The sequence below is a fragment of the Pseudomonas chlororaphis genome (assembly GCF_001921865.1).
In the GTDB taxonomy this organism is placed as follows: domain Bacteria; phylum Pseudomonadota; class Gammaproteobacteria; order Pseudomonadales; family Pseudomonadaceae; genus Aquipseudomonas; species Aquipseudomonas chlororaphis_D.
Window position 1 is genome coordinate 25,083 of sequence record NZ_MSCT01000023.1, and the last position, 18,459, is coordinate 43,541.

Consider the following 18,459-nt stretch of genomic DNA (forward strand, 5'->3'; position numbering starts at 1 on the left):
GCTTTGCGGCTGTCGCGAGCAATCGACCGGCTGCTCTTACAGGGGATGCTGCTTGCTGCGCTCTTCGCGCCACTGGCTCAGCTCGATCACCTCGGCGCTGTGGGTCGGCACGGGAGGGGGCGTCGGGGTTTGCATCGGGTAGGGCGCCAGTTCGATCTGCGCGCTGTGGGCGCCGAACTGGGTGATGGTCCCCGAGTGGCGGCTTTCGCCGGTGACGGTGAACTCGAAGTTATAGACCCGGGCCAGGCGCCGACGGCCGCTGGCGTCCTTGACGAAGCCGATGCGTTTCAACGCCACGTTGCCGTCCAGCAGTTCGATATCGAGCCGTGCGCAGTGCTGCTTGACCCTCTCCAGCGCCCGCTCGCGCAGGCCGTGGTTGTGCCACAGCCAGGCGGCGCCGGTCGCCAGCAGCATCAGCACGAAAATGTTTCCAAGGGTCAGCATGAGGTGAGCTCCAACGAAGTCGCATCAGCTTAACTGCGTCTTCGGTCTGTCGTACAGGTTGCGTTTAGTCGCATACTGCGCGGCTCGAATTTCAATCGTTTTACGGAATGACCCGAATGAAACGCACACCGCATCTGCTCGCAATCCAGTCCCATGTGGTCTTCGGCCATGCCGGCAACAGCGCCGCGGTGTTTCCCATGCAGCGGGTCGGGGTGAACGTCTGGCCGCTCAATACCGTGCAGTTCTCCAACCACACGCAATACGGCCAGTGGGCGGGCGAAGTGTTGTCGCCGCAGCAGATCCCGGAACTGGTGGAAGGCATTGCCGCCATCGGCGAACTGGGCAACTGCGATGCGGTGCTCTCCGGTTACCTGGGCAGCGCGGCGCAGGGGCGGGCGATCCTCAGCGGCGTGGCGCGGATCAAGGCTACCAACCCCAAGGCCCTGTACCTGTGCGACCCGGTGATGGGGCATCCGGAAAAGGGCTGCATCGTGCCGCAGGAAGTCAGCGATTTCCTGCTGGAGGAGGCGGCGGCCGTGGCGGATTTCCTCTGCCCCAACCAACTCGAGCTGGACAGCTTCGCCGGGCGCAAGCCGCAATCCCTGTTCGACTGCCTGGCCATGGCCCGGGCGTTGCTGGCCCGCGGCCCGAAGGCGGTGCTGGTCAAGCATCTGGATTACCCGGGCAAGCTGCCGGACGGCTTCGAAATGCTGCTGGTGACGGCCGAAGGCAGCTGGCATTTGCGGCGTCCGCTGCTGGCGTTTCCACGGCAGCCGGTGGGCGTCGGCGACCTGACTTCGGGTCTGTTCCTGGCCCGGCTGCTGTTGGGCGACAGCCTGGTGGCGGCGTTCGAGTTCACCGCGGCGGCGGTGCATGAAGTGCTGCTGGAAACCCAGGCCTGCGCCAGCTACGAGCTGCAACTGGTCCGGGCCCAGGACCGGATCGCCCATCCGCGGGTGCGCTTCGAGGCGGTGCCGATCAGCTTGTGATGGCCGCTGAGGCGGCCCTATCGCGAGCACGCTCGCTCCTACAGGTTTGCACCCGCCGTGTAGGAACGAGCGTGCTCGCGATGGGCGTGCGGACGATCAGGCGTCGGCCTTGATTTCCTGATAGCGCTTTTCCAGCTCCTGGCGAATCTGCCGGCGTTGCTGGGCTTGCACGAAGCGGCGCTTGTCTTCGCTGGTTTCCGGCTGCAGGGGCGGCACGGCGGCGGGTTTGCGCTGGTCGTCGACCGCCACCATGGTGAAGAAGCAGCTGTTGGTGTGGCGCACCGAACGCTCGCGGATATTCTCGGTGACCACCTTGATCCCGACTTCCATCGAGGTATTGCCGGTGTAGTTGACCGAGGCCAGGAAGGTCACCAGCTCGCCGACATGGATCGGCTCGCGGAAGATCACCTGGTCCACCGACAGGGTCACCACATAGCGGCCGGCATAGCGGCTGGCGCAGGCGTAGGCGACTTCGTCGAGGTACTTGAGCAGGGTGCCGCCGTGGACATTGCCTGAGAAGTTGGCCATGTCAGGGGTCATCAATACCGTCATCGACAGCTGGGCGTTTCCGGGTTCCATAGCACACTCACGGGTTTAGGCAGGGGTTGCGGGGCGCACCTCTGCGGGTGCTTGGTCAGGGTTTCAAACCATCGATAACGGGACGCTGCGCCCGCGGTCGCCGTCACGCGACGATCTATCTGTTTCCATATATTGCACCGCCTTCCTGGCACAAGTCGCGATGTTATCTTTCAAAAGCCCGTCCCCAGGGCTTTTCCCGCTGGCCGGCAGGTCGCACGACGATCCGCGCCGTCCGCAAGAACATGACCCCAAGGAGCCCCACGCCATGCATGCCATCAGCTTTATTCAGGACCTGGCAGTGATCATGCTGGTCGCGGGCGTGGTGACCATCCTCTTTCACCGGCTCAAGCAGCCGGTGGTCCTCGGTTACATCGTCGCCGGCTTCATCATCGGGCCGCACACCCCGCCGTTCGGGTTGATCCACGACGAAGACACCATCAAGACCCTGGCCGAGCTGGGGGTGATCTTCCTGATGTTCTGCCTGGGCCTGGAGTTCAGCCTGCGCAAGCTGTTCAAGGTCGGCGCCACGGCCTTTATCGCGGCGTTCATGGAAATCGTGCTGATGATCTGGATCGGCTACGAAATCGGCCGCTGGTTCGACTGGAACACCATGGACTCGCTGTTCCTCGGGGCGATCCTGGCGATTTCCTCGACCACCATCATCGTCAAGGCGCTCAACGACCTGAAGATGAAGAACCAGCGTTTCGCCCAGCTGATCTTCGGCGTACTGATCGTCGAGGACATCCTCGGCATTGGCATCATCGCCTTGCTCTCGAGCATCGCGGTCAGCGGCACGGTCAGTTCCGGGGAGGTGTTTTCCACCGTCGGCAAGCTCTCGCTGTTCATGATCGTCGCCCTGGTCATCGGCATCTTGCTGGTGCCGCGGCTGCTGGCCTACGTGGCCAAGTTCGAAAGCAACGAGATGCTGCTGATCACCGTGCTGGGGCTGTGCTTCGGTTTCTGCCTGCTGGTGGTCAAGCTGGAATACAGCATGGTGCTCGGCGCCTTCCTGATCGGCGCGATCATGGCCGAGTCGCGGCAACTGCTGAGGATCGAGCGCCTGATCGAGCCGGTGCGCGACATGTTCAGCGCCATCTTCTTTGTCGCCATCGGCCTGATGATCGACCCGCAGATCCTCCTGCAATACGCCTGGCCGATCGCGGTGATCACCGTCGCGGTGGTACTGGGCAAGATGCTGTCCTGCGGCCTGGGCGCCTTTATCGCCGGCAACGACGGACGTACTTCGCTGCGGGTCGGCATGGGCCTGTCGCAGATCGGCGAGTTCTCGTTCATCATCGCGGCGCTGGGCATGACCCTGCAGGTCACCAGCGACTTCCTGTATCCGGTGGCGGTCGCGGTGTCGGCCATTACTACTTTGCTCACGCCGTACCTGATCCGCGCCGCCGACCCGCTGTCGCTGAAGCTCGCCGCCGTGCTGCCGACCCGCCTGAGCCGGGTGCTGGGCATGTACGGCGAATGGCTGCGCAGTATCCAGCCCCATGGCGAAGGCGCGCTGCTGGCGTCGATGATCCGGCGGATCCTGTTGCAGGTCGGGGTCAACCTGGCGCTGGTGGTGGCGATCTTCTTCTCCGGCGGCTTTTTCGCGGCGCGCATCGGCAGCTACCTGCAGGACTGGATCAGCGATCCGGGCTGGCAGAAAGCGTTGATCTGGGGCGGGGCGCTGCTGGTGTCGCTGCCGTTCCTGATCGCCGCCTATCGCAAGCTCAAGGCCCTGTCGATGCTGCTGGCGGAGATGGGCGTGAAGCCGGAAATGGCCGGGCGCCACACCCAGCGCGTGCGCCGGGTGATCGCCGAGGTGATCCCGGTGTTGTCGCTGCTGGTGATCTTCCTGCTATTGGCGGCGCTGTCTTCGAGCATCCTGCCGACCACCGAGCTGCTGATGCTGATTGCCGTGGTGACGGCGGCGGTGGCCGCGCTGCTGTGGCGCTGGTTCATTCGCGTGCACACCCGCATGCAGGTGGCCTTGCTGGATACCCTGGACAACCACAAGGACGATGGCGCGCACTAATCGCTGGCGCAGTCCAGCGGCTGGTCGCGCCAGCGTTGCCAGGCTTCGCCCCAGCCCTGTTCGTGGCCGACCTCGGGCAGGCTGACGGACTGCACGCAGACGGCCCGTGGGCCCAGCGCCTGGCGATAGGTCGGGTACAGGCTGGCAGGCACGCTGCGGTCGGCCTGGCCGAGCAGATGCCGTTGCGGCACTCGGGCCAGTCGTTGCGCCTGGTCCAGCGGGTCGAGGGAGCCTTGCAACGGGCTTAGCGCCAGCGCCTCGGCCCACAGCCGCGGGCTCAGGTTGCCGGCCAGGGTCTGTACCTGGGCAATGTCATCTCGCCGCGCGGCCAGCAGCAACGCCAGTGCGGCGCCGCCGGAATACCCGACCAGCTCGAAATCCCGGTTGCCGTAACGCTGCTTGAGGCGGTCGAGGGCCTGGTCGAGGCTGTCCAATACCGCTGACGAGAAGCGCTGGTCGGTCCACAGGTTCGTGGTGCAGCCGGCGGCACTGACGAACTGGCAGGGGCGGGCCAGGTAGACACTCGGACGGGGATCGCTCAGCGCCAGTTGCGCCATCAGCAGGTGCCGTGGGCTGGGGTCGAGGCTGGGTTGACGGGACGTCGCCCAGGCATGGCCGTCGCCTTCGAGGTAGATGCGCAGGCGCGGCTGTTGCGTGGGTTGCACGGGCAGGCTGCTGGCCAGGGGGAAGGGCGAGGTGGGCAAGACGTCGACCCGATGGGCGTACTGGCTGCTCAGCGCTTGCAGCCGAGCCATCGGTGCCTGGCAACCCGCCAGCAAGCTGCTGGCGAGTAGCGTCGACCCGGCGATCAAGCGAATGTCGCGATAGCGGGCGGACACCGCCTGCCGGAGTTGGGCCAGCGGGGCTGAACCGGGCAAGGCCGATCAGCTTTCCAGCCAGACGTCCCGTGCCCAGTGCCACACCGATTCCCAGGAGTCTTCGGTGATCAGTTCTTCTTCGCCAGACCACAGCACCACGGTGCCGTCTTCTTCGACGCAGTAGTAGTCGTCGCCGTCCTGGCAGATCGGGATCAACTCGCGCGGTACGCCCATGTCCCAGGCGGTCGCGGCGACTTCCGGCAGGTAAGTGTGGGATTGCGGGTCGGTCACGGTGACCGGCTCGAGGCTGCCGTAGACCACATCGCTTACGGTCAACAGGAACTCTTTGAAGACGAACGGAATGTTGATGAACAGCTGTTCTTCGATTTCCACCAGCAGGTCTTCATCCGGCAGTTCCAGGGGAACGGGTACCGGTTCGTTGGCTTCACGGAGTTGCTCGATGACTTCTTCCACGGCCTGGGTCCTCTTAGCTCTATGGCGCGATTTGATAGACGGCGGTTTATACAGTAGCTCGCTATAAGTGCAATCGTGAAATGCAAAACCCCGACTGAAGTCGGGGTTTGCGATTACTGATGTGACACTGCAAAGGATCAGCCGTTCTGGCGGATACCCGCAACCAGCCAAGGCTGGTTTTCGCCTTGGGCGCGTTCCATGTTCCAGCTTTCGCTGAAGGCTTCGCCCTGGTCGAAACGCGAGGTCTTCGACACGCCGTTGAAGGTCAGGGTCGCGATGGTCTTGTCGGCGCGGTCGTCGACGCCTTCAAGCTGCACGCTGAGGTTGTCGATGTAGGTCGACTGGAAGCCGTCGCCCAGGTCGGCACGTTCCTGTTTCAGGAATTGCAGCATCTGCGGGGTCACGAACTCGGCGATCTTGTCCATTTCGTTGGCGTCCCAGTGTTGCTGCAGGGACTGGAAGTGGTTGCGCGCGGCTTCGACGAAGCGCTCTTCGTTGAACCAGGCCGGAGCGTTGATCACCGGACGGGCCGCTGCGGCAGGCGCGGCGGAACCACCGAAGATCGAACCCTGGGCCGGCTTCTGCTCGAAGACTTCACGCTGCATCGGCGCGTGGCCGGCCGGAGCGTATTGCTCCTGCTGCTTGCGACGACGAGCGGCGATGAAGCGGAAGACCAGGAAGGCGATGACCGCCATGATCAGGATGTCGAAGATCTGCATGCCCTGGAAGCCGTCGCCCATGAACATGGAGGCCAGCAGGCCGCCCGCGGCGATACCGGCCAGAGGGCCGAGCCAGCGCGAAGCACCGCCGGCCTTGGCGGCAGCGCCTGCGGCACCGGCCGCCCCGGCGGTCGCTGCAGTGGAGCCCATGCCGGAAGAGGACGGAGCCATCTGGCTGGTCTGGTGGGTCGGCGCGGCGCCAGCGCTTTTGCCGCCACCGAAGCGCTTGGCGTTGGCGTCGAGGCTCATCGTCAGGCCGATGCACAACGCCATGGCGATGCTAAGAAAACGTTTCATAAAGGGAATTCCCATTTGTGGATGGCACGCGCGCCATGTTGCACAGGTGAAGTGTCACTGGCTAGCGACAGAGTGTTTCGGGCTTTTGCCTGACAGCCGGGGTTCAGCTTCGGTCGAGGCAGCGGGCCCTGTACGGGTTTGTCCGTTGCCGGGCGGCGATGGTTCAGCGCCGACGACGCCTCAGCGTTTCAGCGCCAGGACCACGACGCCGGCGAAGATCAGGCCGATGCCGCTCCATTGCCGCAGGTCGAGTTTCTCGCCCAGGAGCAGCACGCCCAGGAGGGCGACGAACACCACGCTGAGCTTGTCGACCGGCGCGACGAGCGAGGCCGGCCCGACTTTCAGCGCACGGAAGTAGCAGATCCACGAAGCGCCGGTGGCCAGCCCGGAGAGCACCAGGAACAGGTAGCTCTTGGCCGAGATCGACCCCAGGGACTGATATTGGCCCGTGGCGTACAAAATCAAGGCCAGGCTGAACAGCACCACCACGGTACGCAGCAGGGTGGCGAAGTCGGAGTTGAGGTTTTCGATGCCGATCTTGGCGAAGATCGCGGTCAGGGCGGCGAACGCCGCCGACAGCAGGGCCCAGAATGTCCAGGAGGAAAAGAAGCCTGAGCCCATGTGTTACTCCCTTGCGCCTTGAATGGAGCATCCCTTGCAGGAGCGAGCTTGCTCGCGATAGCCGCGAAGCGGCTAATTCTCTCGGTAGAACGCGTCATCGTTGACGATTTTTTCGCGAGCAAGCTCGCTCCTACACCTACGGGGTTGTTCAGATGGCTTCGAGCTTGGCGTAGCCGAGCATCAGCCACTTGCTGCCTTCGCTGAAATTCACCTGGACCCGGGCCTGGGCGCCGGCGCCTTCGAAGTTGAGGATCACCCCGTCGCCGAACACCGAGTGGCGCACGGCCTGGCCGAGGCTGAGGCCGGTGTCCGGGATCTCGCTGCCGCCGAACAGGCTGCTGGTGCTTTGCGACTGGCCACCGCCGAACGGACGGCTGACGCTGTTGGACAGGCGCACTTCCTGGATCAGCCCTTTCGGTACTTCCCGTACGAAACGCGAAACCTTGTTGTAGGTCTCGCTGCCGTACAGGCGCCGGGTCTCGGCGTAGGTCATTACCAGGTTCTGCATCGCCCGGGTGATGCCGACATAGGCCAGGCGGCGTTCTTCTTCAAGGCGGCCGGGTTCCTCCAGGCTCATCTTGTGGGGGAACAGGCCTTCTTCCATGCCCACCAGGAACACGTAGGGGAATTCCAGGCCCTTGGCGCTGTGCAGGGTCATCAGCTGGATGCTGTCTTCGTGCTCGTCGGCCTGGGTGTCGCCGGCTTCCAGCGACGCGTGGCCAAGGAACGCCGCCAGTGGCGTCAGCTCCTCGTCCTCTTCGGTGTGTTCGAAGTTGCGCGCGGCGCTGACCAGTTCCTCGAGGTTTTCCACCCGGGCCTGGCCTTTCTCGCCTTTTTCCGCTTCGTGATAGGCGATCAGGCCGGATTGCTCGATCACGGCCTGGGTCATCAGGTGCAGCGGCATCTCGGCGGTGACGGTCGCCAGGTGCTCGATCAGTTCCATGAAGGCGTTCAAGGCGCCGGCGGCACGTCCGGCCAGGCCTTTATTGACCACCAGCTGGCGCATCGCTTCCCACATCGACACATGGCTGTGGCGCGCGTGTTCGCGAATCGCTTCGACGGTCTTCTCGCCGATGCCGCGGGCCGGTACGTTGATCACCCGCTCCAGCGCCGCGTCGTTGCCGCGACCTTCCAGCAAGCGCAGGTAGGCCATGGCGTTCTTGATCTCGGCGCGCTCGAAGAAGCGCTGGCCGCCGTAGATGCGGTACGGAATGCGCTCGCGCAGCAGGGCCTCCTCCAGCACCCGGGACTGGGCGTTGGAGCGATACAGAATGGCGATATCGCTGCGCGCCATGCCGGTTTTCAGGGCGCTTTCGATGGTTTCCACCACGTAGCGCGCTTCGTCGTGTTCGTTGAAGGCGGCGTACAGGTTGATCGCTTCGCCTTCGCCGCCGTCGGTCCACAGTTCCTTGCCCAGGCGCCCGGTGTTGTTGGCGATCAGGGCGTTGGCGGCCTTGAGGATACCGGCGGTGGAGCGGTAGTTCTGTTCCAGGCGGATCACCTCGGTATCGGGGAAGTCCGCGGAATACTGGTGGATGTTCTCGATTTTCGCGCCGCGCCAGCCGTAGATCGACTGGTCGTCGTCGCCCACCACCATCAGGCTGTCGCCGCCCTTGGCCAGGAGGCGCAACCAGGCGTACTGCACGGCGTTGGTGTCCTGGAACTCGTCCACCAGCACGTGGCGGAAGCGCTTCTGGTAATGCGCCAACAGGCCCGGGTGGTCGCGCCACAGGTCGAGGGCGCGCAGCAGCAGCTCGGAGAAGTCGATGACCCCGGCGCGCTGGCAGGCGGCCTCGTAGGCCTCGTAGATGCCGCGCATGGTGGCCAGGAACAGGTCGCCGCTGGCCTGGATGTGTTGCGGGCGCAGGCCTTCGTCCTTCTGCCCGTTGATGAACCACTGGGCCTGTCGGGCCGGCCAGCGCTGCTCGTCCAGGCCGAGGTCGCGGATCACCCGCTTGACCAGGCGTTGCTGGTCGTCGCTGTCGAGGATCTGGAAGGTCTGGCTCAGGCCGGCTTCTTGCCAGTGCGCCCGCAGCAGGCGGTGCGCCAGGCCGTGGAAGGTGCCGACCCACATGCCGGCCGGGTTGATGCCCATCAACTGCTCGATGCGCTGGCGCATCTCGGCAGCGGCCTTGTTGGTGAAGGTCACCGACAGGACGGAATGGGGCGAGGCGTTCTCGACCTGGATCAACCAGGCGATACGGTGCACCAGCACTCGGGTTTTACCGGAGCCAGCACCGGCCAGGACCAACTGACGACCCAAGGAGGCGGCTACGGCCTGGCGTTGGGCATCGTTGAGGGAGTTCAACAGGAGGGAGAGATCATCGCGCATCGGGGCATTCTAGGGGGCTGGCGCACCCCGGGCAAACCAAGCTTTGCTTTAGCCGATAAAAGAGCGTCGGGGACGACCGGTCGGTCACGGGCCGTAGCCGTTGGCCGGGCTTGGCTGTAGGTATTTCGCCCGGATCGACGCTTGGGCGTATTTACCGATTTTATGGTTCCAGGCTGTTTGGTCCGGGCGTTTGCTTGTGTATGCTCCGGCGACGTTTCGGGCTCAATCATTATAAGAACACTGCCTATGACACTCAGCACGGGCCCGTCCGGACCCTTTGTGGAACCTCGGATTGTTCGCAAGCATTACGCCATGGAAATGGCGGTCGAACGCACGCGCCTGCTTTACCAGGGCTCTTTGTTGCCGACCTTGTTCATGCTGCTCAACGGCCTGGTCTGCGCCTGGCTGTCGTGGAGCCCTGAGCGTTACTGGCTGGTCAGCGTATGGATGGTCTGGTTGCTGGCCCTGGTGGCCCTGCGCGTGATCCAGGTGGCGGCGTTCGACTCGGCGATCCCCAGCCGCCAGGCGCAGCCGATCTGGCGCCGCATGTTCCTGCTCGGCTCCGCCGTCAGCGGCCTGACCCTGGCCGGCGCCGGCATCGCCCTGATACCCACCGACAACTTCCTGCAACAGGCCTGGGTCTTCGGCCTGATCGGCGCGGCGATCCTCTCGGCCAGCGTGGCCTACGCGGTCAGCCTGCCGGCCTTCCTGTCCTTTACCTTGCCCTGCCTGTTGCCGGCGATCGGCTACCTGTTCTGGGGCGGCGACGAGCAGCAGCGCGGCTGGGGCTGGCTGGGGCTGATCCTGCTGGTGTCGCTGAGTGTGGTGGCCTGGCAGGTCAACCGGCTGATCCAGACCGGCCTGCTGCGGCGTTTCCAGAACCAGGCCTTGATCGAACACCTGCAACAGGCGCAAAGCCGCAGCGAGCAGCTCAACAGTGAACTGCTGCGCGAGGTCGAGCAGCGCCGCCACGCCGAAGAAGAGCTGCGCCAGGCCCAGGTCGGCCTGGAAAACCGGGTGGCCGAGCGCAGCCGCGAGCTGGATGCGGCCAACCAGGCGCTGAGCAAGAGCGAAGCGCGCCTGGCGCTGGCGTTGAAGGCCAGCCAGTTGGGGCTGTGGGACTGGAACCTGCAGACCGACGAAGTCCACCACAGCCATATCAAGGAACTGTTCGGCCTGGAGCCGGAGGTCGTGCGCGGGATGCTCAGCCATCTCAAGCCGCTGCTGCACCCCGAGGACCTGCCGCTGCTCAAGCGCGCGCTGGTGGAGCATCTGAAGGGGCGCACCGAGGACTATCTGGTGGAATACCGCGTGCGTCACAACGATGGCCACTGGGTATGGATCGAAGACCGCGGCCGGGCCGTGGAGCGCGGTACCGGCGGCCAGGTACTGCGCATGGTCGGCACGCGGCGCGACATCAGCGCCGGCAAGCAGCAGGAAGAGCAGCGCCGCCTGGCGGCGACGGTGTTCGAGGCGGCCAGCGAAGGCATCGTGATCCTCGACCCCGATTACGTGCTGCTGGCGGTCAACCAGGCGTTCAGCCGGGTCACCGGCTACCAGATCGAGGACATGCTCGGGCGCAACGTCGTCGGCCTGCCGTGCAGCCGCGATGCGCGCCGGCACTATCCAGTGATTCACCAGGCCCTCGAACAGCACGGCAGCTGGCAGGGCGAACTGGTGGAGGCGCGCAAGAACGGCGAGCTGTACCCGCAGTGGCTGCAATTGAACGTAGTGCGCGATTCGCGAGGAAAAGTCAGCCATATAGTGGGCTTCTTCGCCGATCTTTCCGCCAGGCGCGAATCCGAAGAGCGCATGCGCTACCTGACCCACTACGACGAACTCACCGGCCTGGCCAACCGTTCGCTGTTCCGCGAACGGTTGCGCGAAGCCCATCAGCGGGTGCGCCAGGGCGGTCGTAGCCTGGCGCTGGTGCATATCAACCTGGACCGTTTCAAGCTGCTCAACGACAGCCTGGGCCACGATGTCGCCGACCAGCTGTTGCAGAAAATGGCCCGGCGCCTGGTCAACGCGCTGCCGGAGGCCGACACCATTGCCCGGTTGTCCGGCGACGAGTTCGCGGTGCTGTTCGATGCCTACGGCAGCCTGTCGAGCCTGACCCGGGTGGCCACCCGGTTGTCGGCGAAGCTGCGTTTGCCGCTCACCGTGGACGGGCACGAGCTGGTGGTCAGCGCGTCCATGGGCATCAGCCTGCTGCCCGACAGCGCGCGGGAAGTGCCGGCGCTGATCAGCCAGGCGAACATCGCCATGCAACACGCCAAGCACCTGGGCGGCAACAATTTCCAGTTCTACACCGCCAGCCTGCAAGCCAGCACCCTGGAGCGCCTGCAACTGGAGAACCAGCTGCGCAAGGCCGTCGAGGAACGCCAGTTGAAGGTGTTCTACCAGCCGAAGCTGTGCCTTGCCAGCGGGCGCCTGAATGCCGCCGAAGCCCTGGTGCGCTGGGACCACCCCGGCATGGGGCGGGTGCCGCCGGGGGACTTCATCGGCCTGGCGGAGGAGGTCGGGCTGATCGGCCCGATCGGCGAATTCGTCATGCGCCAGGCCTGTTGGCAAGCCTGCGAGTGGCAGCGCCAGGGGCTGCCGGCCATCCGCGTGTCGGTGAACCTGTCGGTGCATCAACTGCGCCAGGGCAAGCTGGTCAGCCTGGTGCGCAATGTGTTGGAGGAAACCGGGCTGGCGCCGCATTTCCTTGAGTTGGAGCTGACTGAAAGCCATCTGCTGGACGGCGTCGAACACATCATTTCGACCTTCCAGCAACTGCGCGACCTGGGGGTCAAGCTGGCCATCGACGACTTCGGCACCGGTTATTCCTCGCTGAGTTACCTCAAGCGGATCCCGGTGGACTACGTGAAGATCGACCAGGCCTTTATCCGTGGCCTGACCGAAGGCGGCGCCGACGCGGCGATTACTCGGGCGATCATCGCCATGGCCCACGGGCTGTCGCTGAAAGTGGTGGCCGAAGGGGTGGAGCATCCGGGGCAGATGGCGTTTCTCAAGGAGCAGAAATGCGATGAAGTGCAGGGCTACCTGATCAGCCGGCCGGTGGAAGCCGAGGGCCTGGCCGCGTTGTTGCGGGCCCAGCCCTCGTAGCTGTCGCAGTGGCAGGCACGACCGTTTTCAGGCATGTCTGAAAAGCGCTTTTCATGAAGCCGGCGGCGGGGACGCAGGCCAGTGCGAGCATAGGCCGCGCCGATGGCTACAAAGAGCCCGTCAGGCCAAAACAGCGGGGTGCGAGGTGATTCAGTTACGCATTGAGCAGGCAAAAAGCGAATTCATGTAGTATAACTACAAAATTGCTACATCCTTGGGCGTCCGCCCCAATAACAATGAGTCCAGCCCTTTGAATCTGTTGCAGCACATAGCCCAATCACGCCATCTCTTGCGCAAGTCGGAGCTCAAGGTCGCCGATCATGTGCTGCTCGATCCTGCGGCCGTGATGCACAGTTCCATGGCCGACCTGGCCCACAGCGTGGGTATCAGCGAGCCGACCATCGTGCGCTTCTGCCGCGCCATCGGTTGCTCGGGGTTCCAGGACCTGAAGCTCAAGCTGGCGCAGAGCCTCGCCGCCGGCGCCAGCTTCGGCCAGTTCGCGATCCACGAAGACGATTCGGTCGCCGACTACAGCCTGAAAATCTTCGACACCACCCTGCACACCCTGATGGAGGTTCGCGAGAAGCTCGACCCGGTGGAATTGCAGCGGGCGGTGACGCTCATGTCCCAGGCCCAGCGCGTGGAGTTCTACGGCTTCGGCGCGTCCGGCGCGGTGGCGGCGGATGCCCAGCACAAATTCTTCCGCCTGCTGCTGACCGCGGCGGCCTATTCCGACCCGCATATGCAGGCGATGTCGGCGGTGACCCTCAAGCCCAGCGACGTGGCGATCTGCATTTCCCAGTCCGGGCGCTCCAAGGACCTGCTGATCACCGCCAACCTGGTGCGCGAGAGCGGCGCTTCGCTGATTACCCTGTGCCCGAGCCAGACCCCGTTGGCCGAGCTGTCCACCGTCAACCTGGCGATCGACGTGCATGAAGACACCGAGATCTACACCCCGCTGACCTCGCGTATCGCCCACCTGGTGGTGATCGATGTGCTGGCGATGGGCGTGGCCATGGCCCGCGGGCCGAGCCTGGTCAACCACCTCAAGAGCGTCAAGCGCAGCCTTCGCAGCCTGCGCCTGTCGCCCAAGTCGGTGAAAGCCCTCGACGACTGAATGCCTTGCCCCTATAGGTGTAGGAGCGAGCTTGCTCGCGATAGCCGCGAAGCGGCGGTTCATCCCGCGACACCGTGTCATCGTCAATATTTTTCGCGAGCAAGCTCGCTCCTGCATCAGGACGGGAATGGCAACTTTCATCGTCCTGTCATCCGCCCGCCGCCAAACCGTAATGCCCGACGTCCATCGTGAAACTCCCGTACTCGCATTGGGAGACCCGAAATGGCCCGGCCTTACGAAGAGAGCAGCAGCGCAGTCAAGACCCGCCGTCAGCAGGAAGACCAGCGCCGCATGGAATTCCGTCGCGCGATCGAACATCGCGGCGAGCTGCGTCGCTTGCAGCAGGAAATCAACGATTACCCCGAGCTGGAAGCCGTCAATTACTGGCAGGCAGCGTCAGCGGCTTCCCGTCAAAACGCTCAACCAACCCGCTGATCTGCACCCGTTCGCTGCGGATAAACCCCAGGAACGCATGCGCTACCGGTGACAGGCGCTTGGCCTTGGCCTGCACCAGGCACCAGCTGCGAAACAACGGCAGCTCTTCGACCGGCAGCTCCACCAGCCCCCCGGTCGCCAACTCAAGGTTCAGGGCATGGCGCGTCAACAGCGCCACGCCCAGACCCGCCCGCACACACTCGCGCTGAGCCTCGGCCGACGACACTTCCAGGGTCTGGGTGAAGTGCACGCGCTTTTCCTTGAAGTATTCCTCGCAGGCCAGGCGCGTGCCCGAACCCTGTTCGCGCACCAGCAGGTTGTAGGGTTCCAGGTCTTGCAGGCGCAAAGGCCCAAGGTGGCACAGCGGGTGGTCGGGCGGCGCCACGGCGACGATCGGGTTATTGAGAAACGGCAGGAATTCCAGGCCCATGTCTTGCGGGACCATGGACATGATCACCAGATCGTCGCGGTTGTCCGAGAGGCGGCGGATCACCTGGCCGCGGTTGACCACCGTCAGTTGCAGATTGACTTCCGGGTGCTGGCGCTTGAAGGCGGCGAACAAGTGCGGCACGAAGTACTTGGCGCTGGATTCCACCGCCAGTTTCAGCTGGCCCTGCAGCGAGCCCTGCATGTCCGAGAGCTGCATGTCGAGGTTTTCCAGGCGCCCGAAGATGTCGCGGCTGGCCCGTTGCAGGGCCTCGGCGGCCTCGGTCATGTAGAGCTTCTTGCCGACGTAATCGAACAGCGGCTGGCCGATCAGCTCCTCCAGCTGGCGAATCTGCAGGCTGACGGCGGGCTGGGTGAGGGACATTTCGTCGGCCGCCCGGCTGTACGAGCGCAGATCGCAGACCTCATTGAAAACCTGAAGTTGGCGTAATGTCATACGCATCAAGGACTTACGCATTATTTTGGGTCTCGCGCCGAGGGCTTTCGGATCAACTATAAGTCTTTACTTATGAGTGACCCAATAATTATTGATTTTTGTTAATTCATCGACAGGAATAGTGTGGGCCTGCGACTGGCTTGAAACATTTGGTCACGCGCCGACCTGGTCTAGCAGGTCGTGTGTTTCAACGGCTCAAGGGAACCTCCAAGTGATAAAAAAGATCCTGATCGCCAACCGTGGTGAGATTGCCGTACGTATCGTGCGTGCTTGCGCCGAGATGGGCATTCGCTCGGTCGCGATCTTCTCCGACGCCGATCGCCATGCCCTGCATGTGAAGCGCGCGGACGAAGCCCACAGCATCGGTGCCGAACCCCTGGCCGGTTACCTGAACCCGCGCAAGCTGGTGAACCTGGCCGTGGAGACCGGTTGCGACGCGTTGCACCCCGGCTATGGTTTTCTTTCGGAAAACGCCGAACTGGCGGACATTTGCGCTGAACGTGGAGTCAAGTTCATTGGCCCGTCGGCGGAAGTGATTCGCCGCATGGGCGACAAGACCGAAGCCCGCCGCAGCATGATCAAGGCCGGCGTGCCGGTCACCCCGGGCACCGAAGGCAACGTCGCCGATATCCACGAAGCGCTGACCGAAGGCGACCGCATCGGTTACCCGGTGATGCTCAAGGCCACCTCCGGCGGCGGCGGCCGCGGCATTCGCCGTTGCAACAGCCGTGAAGAGCTGGAACAGGCATTCCCGCGAGTGATTTCCGAGGCGACCAAGGCGTTCGGCTCCGCCGAAGTGTTCCTGGAAAAGTGCATCGTCAACCCCAAGCACATCGAGGCGCAGATCCTCGGTGACAGCTTCGGCAACGTGGTGCACCTGTTCGAGCGCGACTGCTCGATCCAGCGCCGCAACCAGAAGCTGATCGAGATCGCCCCGAGCCCGCAATTGACCCCGGAACAGCGCGCCTACATCGGCGACCTGTCGGTGCGCGCGGCCAAGGCCGTGGGCTACGAGAACGCCGGCACTGTGGAGTTCCTGCTCGCCGACGGCGAGGTGTACTTCATGGAGATGAACACCCGGGTGCAGGTGGAACACACCATCACCGAAGAAATCACCGGCATCGACATTGTTCGCGAACAGATCCGTATCGCGTCCGGCCTGCCGCTTTCGGTGAAGCAGGAAGACATCCAGCACCGCGGCTTCGCCTTGCAGTTCCGGATCAACGCCGAAGACCCGAAAAACAACTTCCTCCCGAGCTTCGGCAAGATCACCCGCTACTACGCCCCCGGCGGCCCCGGCGTGCGGACCGACACGGCGATCTACACCGGCTACACCATCCCGCCGTTCTACGACTCCATGTGCCTGAAACTGGTGGTCTGGGCGCTGACCTGGGAAGAGGCGATGGACCGCGGCCTGCGCGCCCTGGACGACATGCGCCTGCAAGGGGTCAAGACCACCGCCGCCTATTACCAGGAAATCCTGCGCAACCCGGAATTCCGTAGCGGCCAGTTCAACACCAGCTTCGTCGAAAGCCACCCCGAACTGACCAACTACTCGATCAAGCGCAAACCCGAAGAGCTGGCCCTGGCCATCGCCGCCGCCATCGCCGCCCACGCAGGCCTGTGAGGAATATAAGAATGAGCAAGAAGATCTTCGTAACCGACACCATCCTGCGCGACGCCCACCAATCGCTGCTGGCGACCCGCATGCGCACCGAAGACATGCTGCCGATCTGCGACAAGCTCGACAAAGTCGGCTACTGGTCGCTGGAAGTCTGGGGCGGCGCGACCTTCGACGCCTGCGTGCGCTTCCTCAAGGAAGACCCCTGGGAGCGCCTGCGCAAACTGCGCGCCGCGCTGCCCAACACCCGTTTGCAGATGCTCCTGCGCGGGCAGAACCTGCTGGGCTACCGCCACTACAGCGACGACGTGGTCAAGGCGTTCGTGGCCAAGGCCGCGGTCAACGGCATCGACGTGTTCCGCATCTTCGACGCGATGAACGACGTGCGTAACCTGCGCGTTGCCATCGAGGCGGTGAAAGCCGCCGGCAAGCATGCCCAGGGCACCATCGCCTACACCACCAGCCCGGTGCACACCATCAAGGCGTTCGTGGCCCAGGCCAAGCAGATGGAATCCATGGGTTGCGACTCGGTGGCGATCAAGGACATGGCCGGCCTGCTGACCCCTTACGCCACCGGCGAGCTGGTCAAGGCGCTGAAGGCCGAGCAATCGCTGCCGGTGTTCATCCACTCGCACGACACCGCCGGCCTGGCCGCGATGTGCCAGCTCAAGGCCATCGAAAATGGCGCCGACCATATCGACACCGCGATCTCCAGCTTCGCCTGGGGCACCAGCCATCCGGGCACCGAGTCGATGGTCGCGGCCCTTAAAGGCAGCGAATTCGACACTGGCCTGGACCTGGAGCTGCTGCAGGAAATCGGCCTGTACTTCTATGCCGTGCGCAAGAAGTACCACCAGTTCGAGAGCGAATTCACCGCGGTCGATACCCGGGTGCAGGTCAACCAGGTGCCGGGCGGGATGATTTCCAACCTGGCCAACCAGCTCAAGGAACAGGGCGCCCTGAACCGCATGAACGAAGTGCTGGCGGAGATTCCGCGGGTGCGTCATGACCTCGGCTACCCGCCGCTGGTGACCCCGACTTCGCAGATCGTCGGCACCCAGGCGTTCTTCAACGTGCTGGCCGGCGAGCGCTACAAGACCATCACCAACGAAGTGAAGCTCTACCTGCAAGGCGGCTACGGCAAGGCGCCGGGCGAGGTGGACGAGAAGCTGCGGCGCCAGGCCATCGGTAGCGAGGAGGTGATCGACGTTCGCCCCGCCGACCTGCTGAAGCCGGAGATGACCAAGCTGCGCGCCGACATCGGGGCCCTGGCCAAGTCCGAGGAAGACGTGCTGACCTACGCCATGTTTCCGGACATCGGGCGCAAGTTCCTCGAAGAGCGCGAAGCCGGCACCCTGACCCCGGAAGTGCTGCTGCCGATTCCGGAAGCGGGCGGCGTCGCCTCTGCCGGCGGCGAAGGCGTACCGACCGAGTTCGTCATCGACGTGCACGGCGAAACCTACCGCGTCGACATCACCGGCGTTGGCGTGAAAGCCGAAGGCAAGCGCCACTTCTACCTGTCCATCGACGGCATGCCGGAAGAAGTGGTGTTCGAGCCGCTCAACGAGTTCGTCGGCGGCGGCAGCAGCAAGCGCAAGCAAGCCTCGGCACCGGGCCACGTCAGCACCACCATGCCGGGCAATATCGTCGACGTGCTGGTCAAGGCAGGCGACACCGTCAAGGCTGGCCAGGCCGTGCTGATCACCGAAGCCATGAAGATGGAAACCGAAGTCCAGGCGGCCATCGCCGGCAAGGTCACCGCCATCCACGTGGCCAAGGGCGACCGGGTCAACCCGGGCGAAATCCTGATCGAGATCGAAGGCTGATTCCAGGCCTTCATCCGCAACGTTTTACCTCGGGGGGGCTACGGCCTCCCTTTTTTTTGCCCGTTATTCAGGAGGCGAGGTCAGAGGCCATGGTGGATCATGAGTGTAATTTAATGCATTTTTGGTTGCGCAGATGTGGAATAAATGCACTTTAATGCACTTAT

General features: G+C 64.0%; 15 protein-coding genes. 7 read left to right on the forward strand and 8 right to left on the reverse strand.

Features of this window, described 5'->3' with window-relative positions; all coding sequences use genetic code 11:
- Nucleotides 1-36 precede the first annotated feature (36 nt).
- Complete coding sequence (locus BTN82_RS28250) at nt 37-444, reverse strand: DUF3301 domain-containing protein (RefSeq protein ID WP_075122303.1); 408 nt, start codon at nt 442-444, stop codon at nt 37-39.
- Nucleotides 445-560: 116 nt separating this feature from the next.
- On the opposite strand from BTN82_RS28250, the gene pdxY reads away from it, so the two are divergent.
- A complete protein-coding gene (pdxY, locus tag BTN82_RS28255) occupies nt 561-1,433 on the forward strand; it encodes a pyridoxal kinase PdxY (protein WP_075122304.1) in 873 nt (290 codons plus the stop codon).
- A 96-nt stretch (nt 1,434-1,529) separates the two neighbouring features.
- On the opposite strand, the gene BTN82_RS28260 is transcribed toward pdxY, so the two are convergent.
- Nucleotides 1,530-2,012, reverse strand: coding sequence for an acyl-CoA thioesterase (locus tag BTN82_RS28260; protein WP_075122305.1), 483 nt, complete (start codon nt 2,010-2,012; stop codon nt 1,530-1,532).
- Between the two features lie 265 nt (nt 2,013-2,277).
- Here BTN82_RS28260 and BTN82_RS28265 point away from each other — a divergent pair, with 265 nt between their 5' ends.
- Nucleotides 2,278-4,041 (forward strand): cation:proton antiporter, encoded by a 1,764-nt coding sequence (locus tag BTN82_RS28265; RefSeq protein ID WP_075122306.1) that lies wholly within the window; start codon nt 2,278-2,280, stop codon nt 4,039-4,041.
- Here the strand turns inward: BTN82_RS28265 and BTN82_RS28270 are convergent.
- The 5 genes from BTN82_RS28270 to uvrD all read right to left on the reverse strand — a co-directional run bounded on the left by BTN82_RS28270 (nt 4,038) and on the right by uvrD (nt 9,302).
- Nucleotides 4,038-4,796: an alpha/beta hydrolase gene (locus BTN82_RS28270; RefSeq protein WP_081375524.1), complete on the reverse strand. Its 759-nt coding sequence runs from the start codon at nt 4,794-4,796 to the stop codon at nt 4,038-4,040. The genes BTN82_RS28265 and BTN82_RS28270 overlap by 4 nt on opposite strands.
- Nucleotides 4,797-4,925: 129 nt before the next feature.
- Nucleotides 4,926-5,333 carry an SMI1/KNR4 family protein gene (locus BTN82_RS28275; protein WP_068578389.1) on the reverse strand — a complete coding sequence of 136 codons (408 nt, stop codon included), beginning with the start codon at nt 5,331-5,333 and terminating at the stop codon, nt 4,926-4,928.
- A gap of 137 nt (nt 5,334-5,470) precedes the next feature.
- Nucleotides 5,471-6,349 carry a Tim44 domain-containing protein gene (locus tag BTN82_RS28280; protein ID WP_075122307.1) on the reverse strand — a complete coding sequence of 293 codons (879 nt, stop codon included), beginning with the start codon at nt 6,347-6,349 and terminating at the stop codon, nt 5,471-5,473.
- Between the two features lie 180 nt (nt 6,350-6,529).
- Nucleotides 6,530-6,970, reverse strand: a complete 441-nt coding sequence (locus tag BTN82_RS28285; RefSeq protein WP_075122308.1) for an EamA family transporter — start codon at nt 6,968-6,970, stop codon at nt 6,530-6,532.
- Nucleotides 6,971-7,118: 148 nt separating this feature from the next.
- Entirely contained in the window at nt 7,119-9,302 is a 2,184-nt protein-coding gene (gene uvrD / locus BTN82_RS28290) for a DNA helicase II (RefSeq protein ID WP_075122309.1), read from the reverse strand.
- Nucleotides 9,303-9,548: 246 nt separating this feature from the next.
- Between uvrD and BTN82_RS28295 the strand changes: the two genes are divergently transcribed.
- The 3 genes from BTN82_RS28295 to BTN82_RS28305 all read left to right on the forward strand — a co-directional run bounded on the left by BTN82_RS28295 (nt 9,549) and on the right by BTN82_RS28305 (nt 13,965).
- On the forward strand, nt 9,549-12,413 hold the full coding sequence (locus tag BTN82_RS28295; RefSeq protein WP_075122310.1) for an EAL domain-containing protein: 2,865 nt from the start codon (nt 9,549-9,551) through the stop codon (nt 12,411-12,413).
- A 250-nt stretch (nt 12,414-12,663) separates the two neighbouring features.
- Nucleotides 12,664-13,530 carry a transcriptional regulator HexR gene (gene hexR, locus BTN82_RS28300; RefSeq protein ID WP_025131545.1) on the forward strand — a complete coding sequence of 289 codons (867 nt, stop codon included), beginning with the start codon at nt 12,664-12,666 and terminating at the stop codon, nt 13,528-13,530.
- Between the two features lie 222 nt (nt 13,531-13,752).
- Nucleotides 13,753-13,965, forward strand: coding sequence for a PA3496 family putative envelope integrity protein (locus BTN82_RS28305; RefSeq protein ID WP_075122311.1), 213 nt, complete (start codon nt 13,753-13,755; stop codon nt 13,963-13,965).
- Here the strand turns inward: BTN82_RS28305 and BTN82_RS28310 are convergent.
- On the reverse strand, nt 13,907-14,869 hold the full coding sequence (locus tag BTN82_RS28310) for a LysR family transcriptional regulator (protein ID WP_075122312.1): 963 nt from the start codon (nt 14,867-14,869) through the stop codon (nt 13,907-13,909). The genes BTN82_RS28305 and BTN82_RS28310 overlap by 59 nt on opposite strands.
- A gap of 190 nt (nt 14,870-15,059) precedes the next feature.
- On the opposite strand from BTN82_RS28310, the gene BTN82_RS28315 reads away from it, so the two are divergent.
- Nucleotides 15,060-16,475, forward strand: a complete 1,416-nt coding sequence (locus tag BTN82_RS28315; protein ID WP_075122313.1) for an acetyl-CoA carboxylase biotin carboxylase subunit — start codon at nt 15,060-15,062, stop codon at nt 16,473-16,475.
- Between the two features lie 11 nt (nt 16,476-16,486).
- Nucleotides 16,487-18,295 (forward strand): sodium-extruding oxaloacetate decarboxylase subunit alpha, encoded by a 1,809-nt coding sequence (oadA, locus tag BTN82_RS28320; RefSeq protein WP_075122314.1) that lies wholly within the window; start codon nt 16,487-16,489, stop codon nt 18,293-18,295.
- Nucleotides 18,296-18,459 lie beyond the last annotated feature (164 nt).

Coding starts and splice junctions, on each gene's coding strand:
- BTN82_RS28250 (WP_075122303.1), bottom strand. CDS start 444: ATGCTGACCCTTGGAAACATTTTCGTGCTGATGCTGCTGGCGACCGGC.
- pdxY (WP_075122304.1), top strand. CDS start 561: ATGAAACGCACACCGCATCTGCTCGCAATCCAGTCCCATGTGGTCTTC.
- BTN82_RS28260 (WP_075122305.1), bottom strand. CDS start 2,012: ATGGAACCCGGAAACGCCCAGCTGTCGATGACGGTATTGATGACCCCT.
- BTN82_RS28265 (WP_075122306.1), top strand. CDS start 2,278: ATGCATGCCATCAGCTTTATTCAGGACCTGGCAGTGATCATGCTGGTC.
- BTN82_RS28270 (WP_081375524.1), bottom strand. CDS start 4,796: ATGGCTCGGCTGCAAGCGCTGAGCAGCCAGTACGCCCATCGGGTCGAC.
- BTN82_RS28280 (WP_075122307.1), bottom strand. CDS start 6,349: ATGAAACGTTTTCTTAGCATCGCCATGGCGTTGTGCATCGGCCTGACG.
- BTN82_RS28285 (WP_075122308.1), bottom strand. CDS start 6,970: ATGGGCTCAGGCTTCTTTTCCTCCTGGACATTCTGGGCCCTGCTGTCG.
- uvrD (WP_075122309.1), bottom strand. CDS start 9,302: ATGCGCGATGATCTCTCCCTCCTGTTGAACTCCCTCAACGATGCCCAA.
- BTN82_RS28295 (WP_075122310.1), top strand. CDS start 9,549: ATGACACTCAGCACGGGCCCGTCCGGACCCTTTGTGGAACCTCGGATT.
- BTN82_RS28305 (WP_075122311.1), top strand. CDS start 13,753: ATGGCCCGGCCTTACGAAGAGAGCAGCAGCGCAGTCAAGACCCGCCGT.
- BTN82_RS28310 (WP_075122312.1), bottom strand. CDS start 14,869: ATGCGTAAGTCCTTGATGCGTATGACATTACGCCAACTTCAGGTTTTC.
- oadA (WP_075122314.1), top strand. CDS start 16,487: ATGAGCAAGAAGATCTTCGTAACCGACACCATCCTGCGCGACGCCCAC.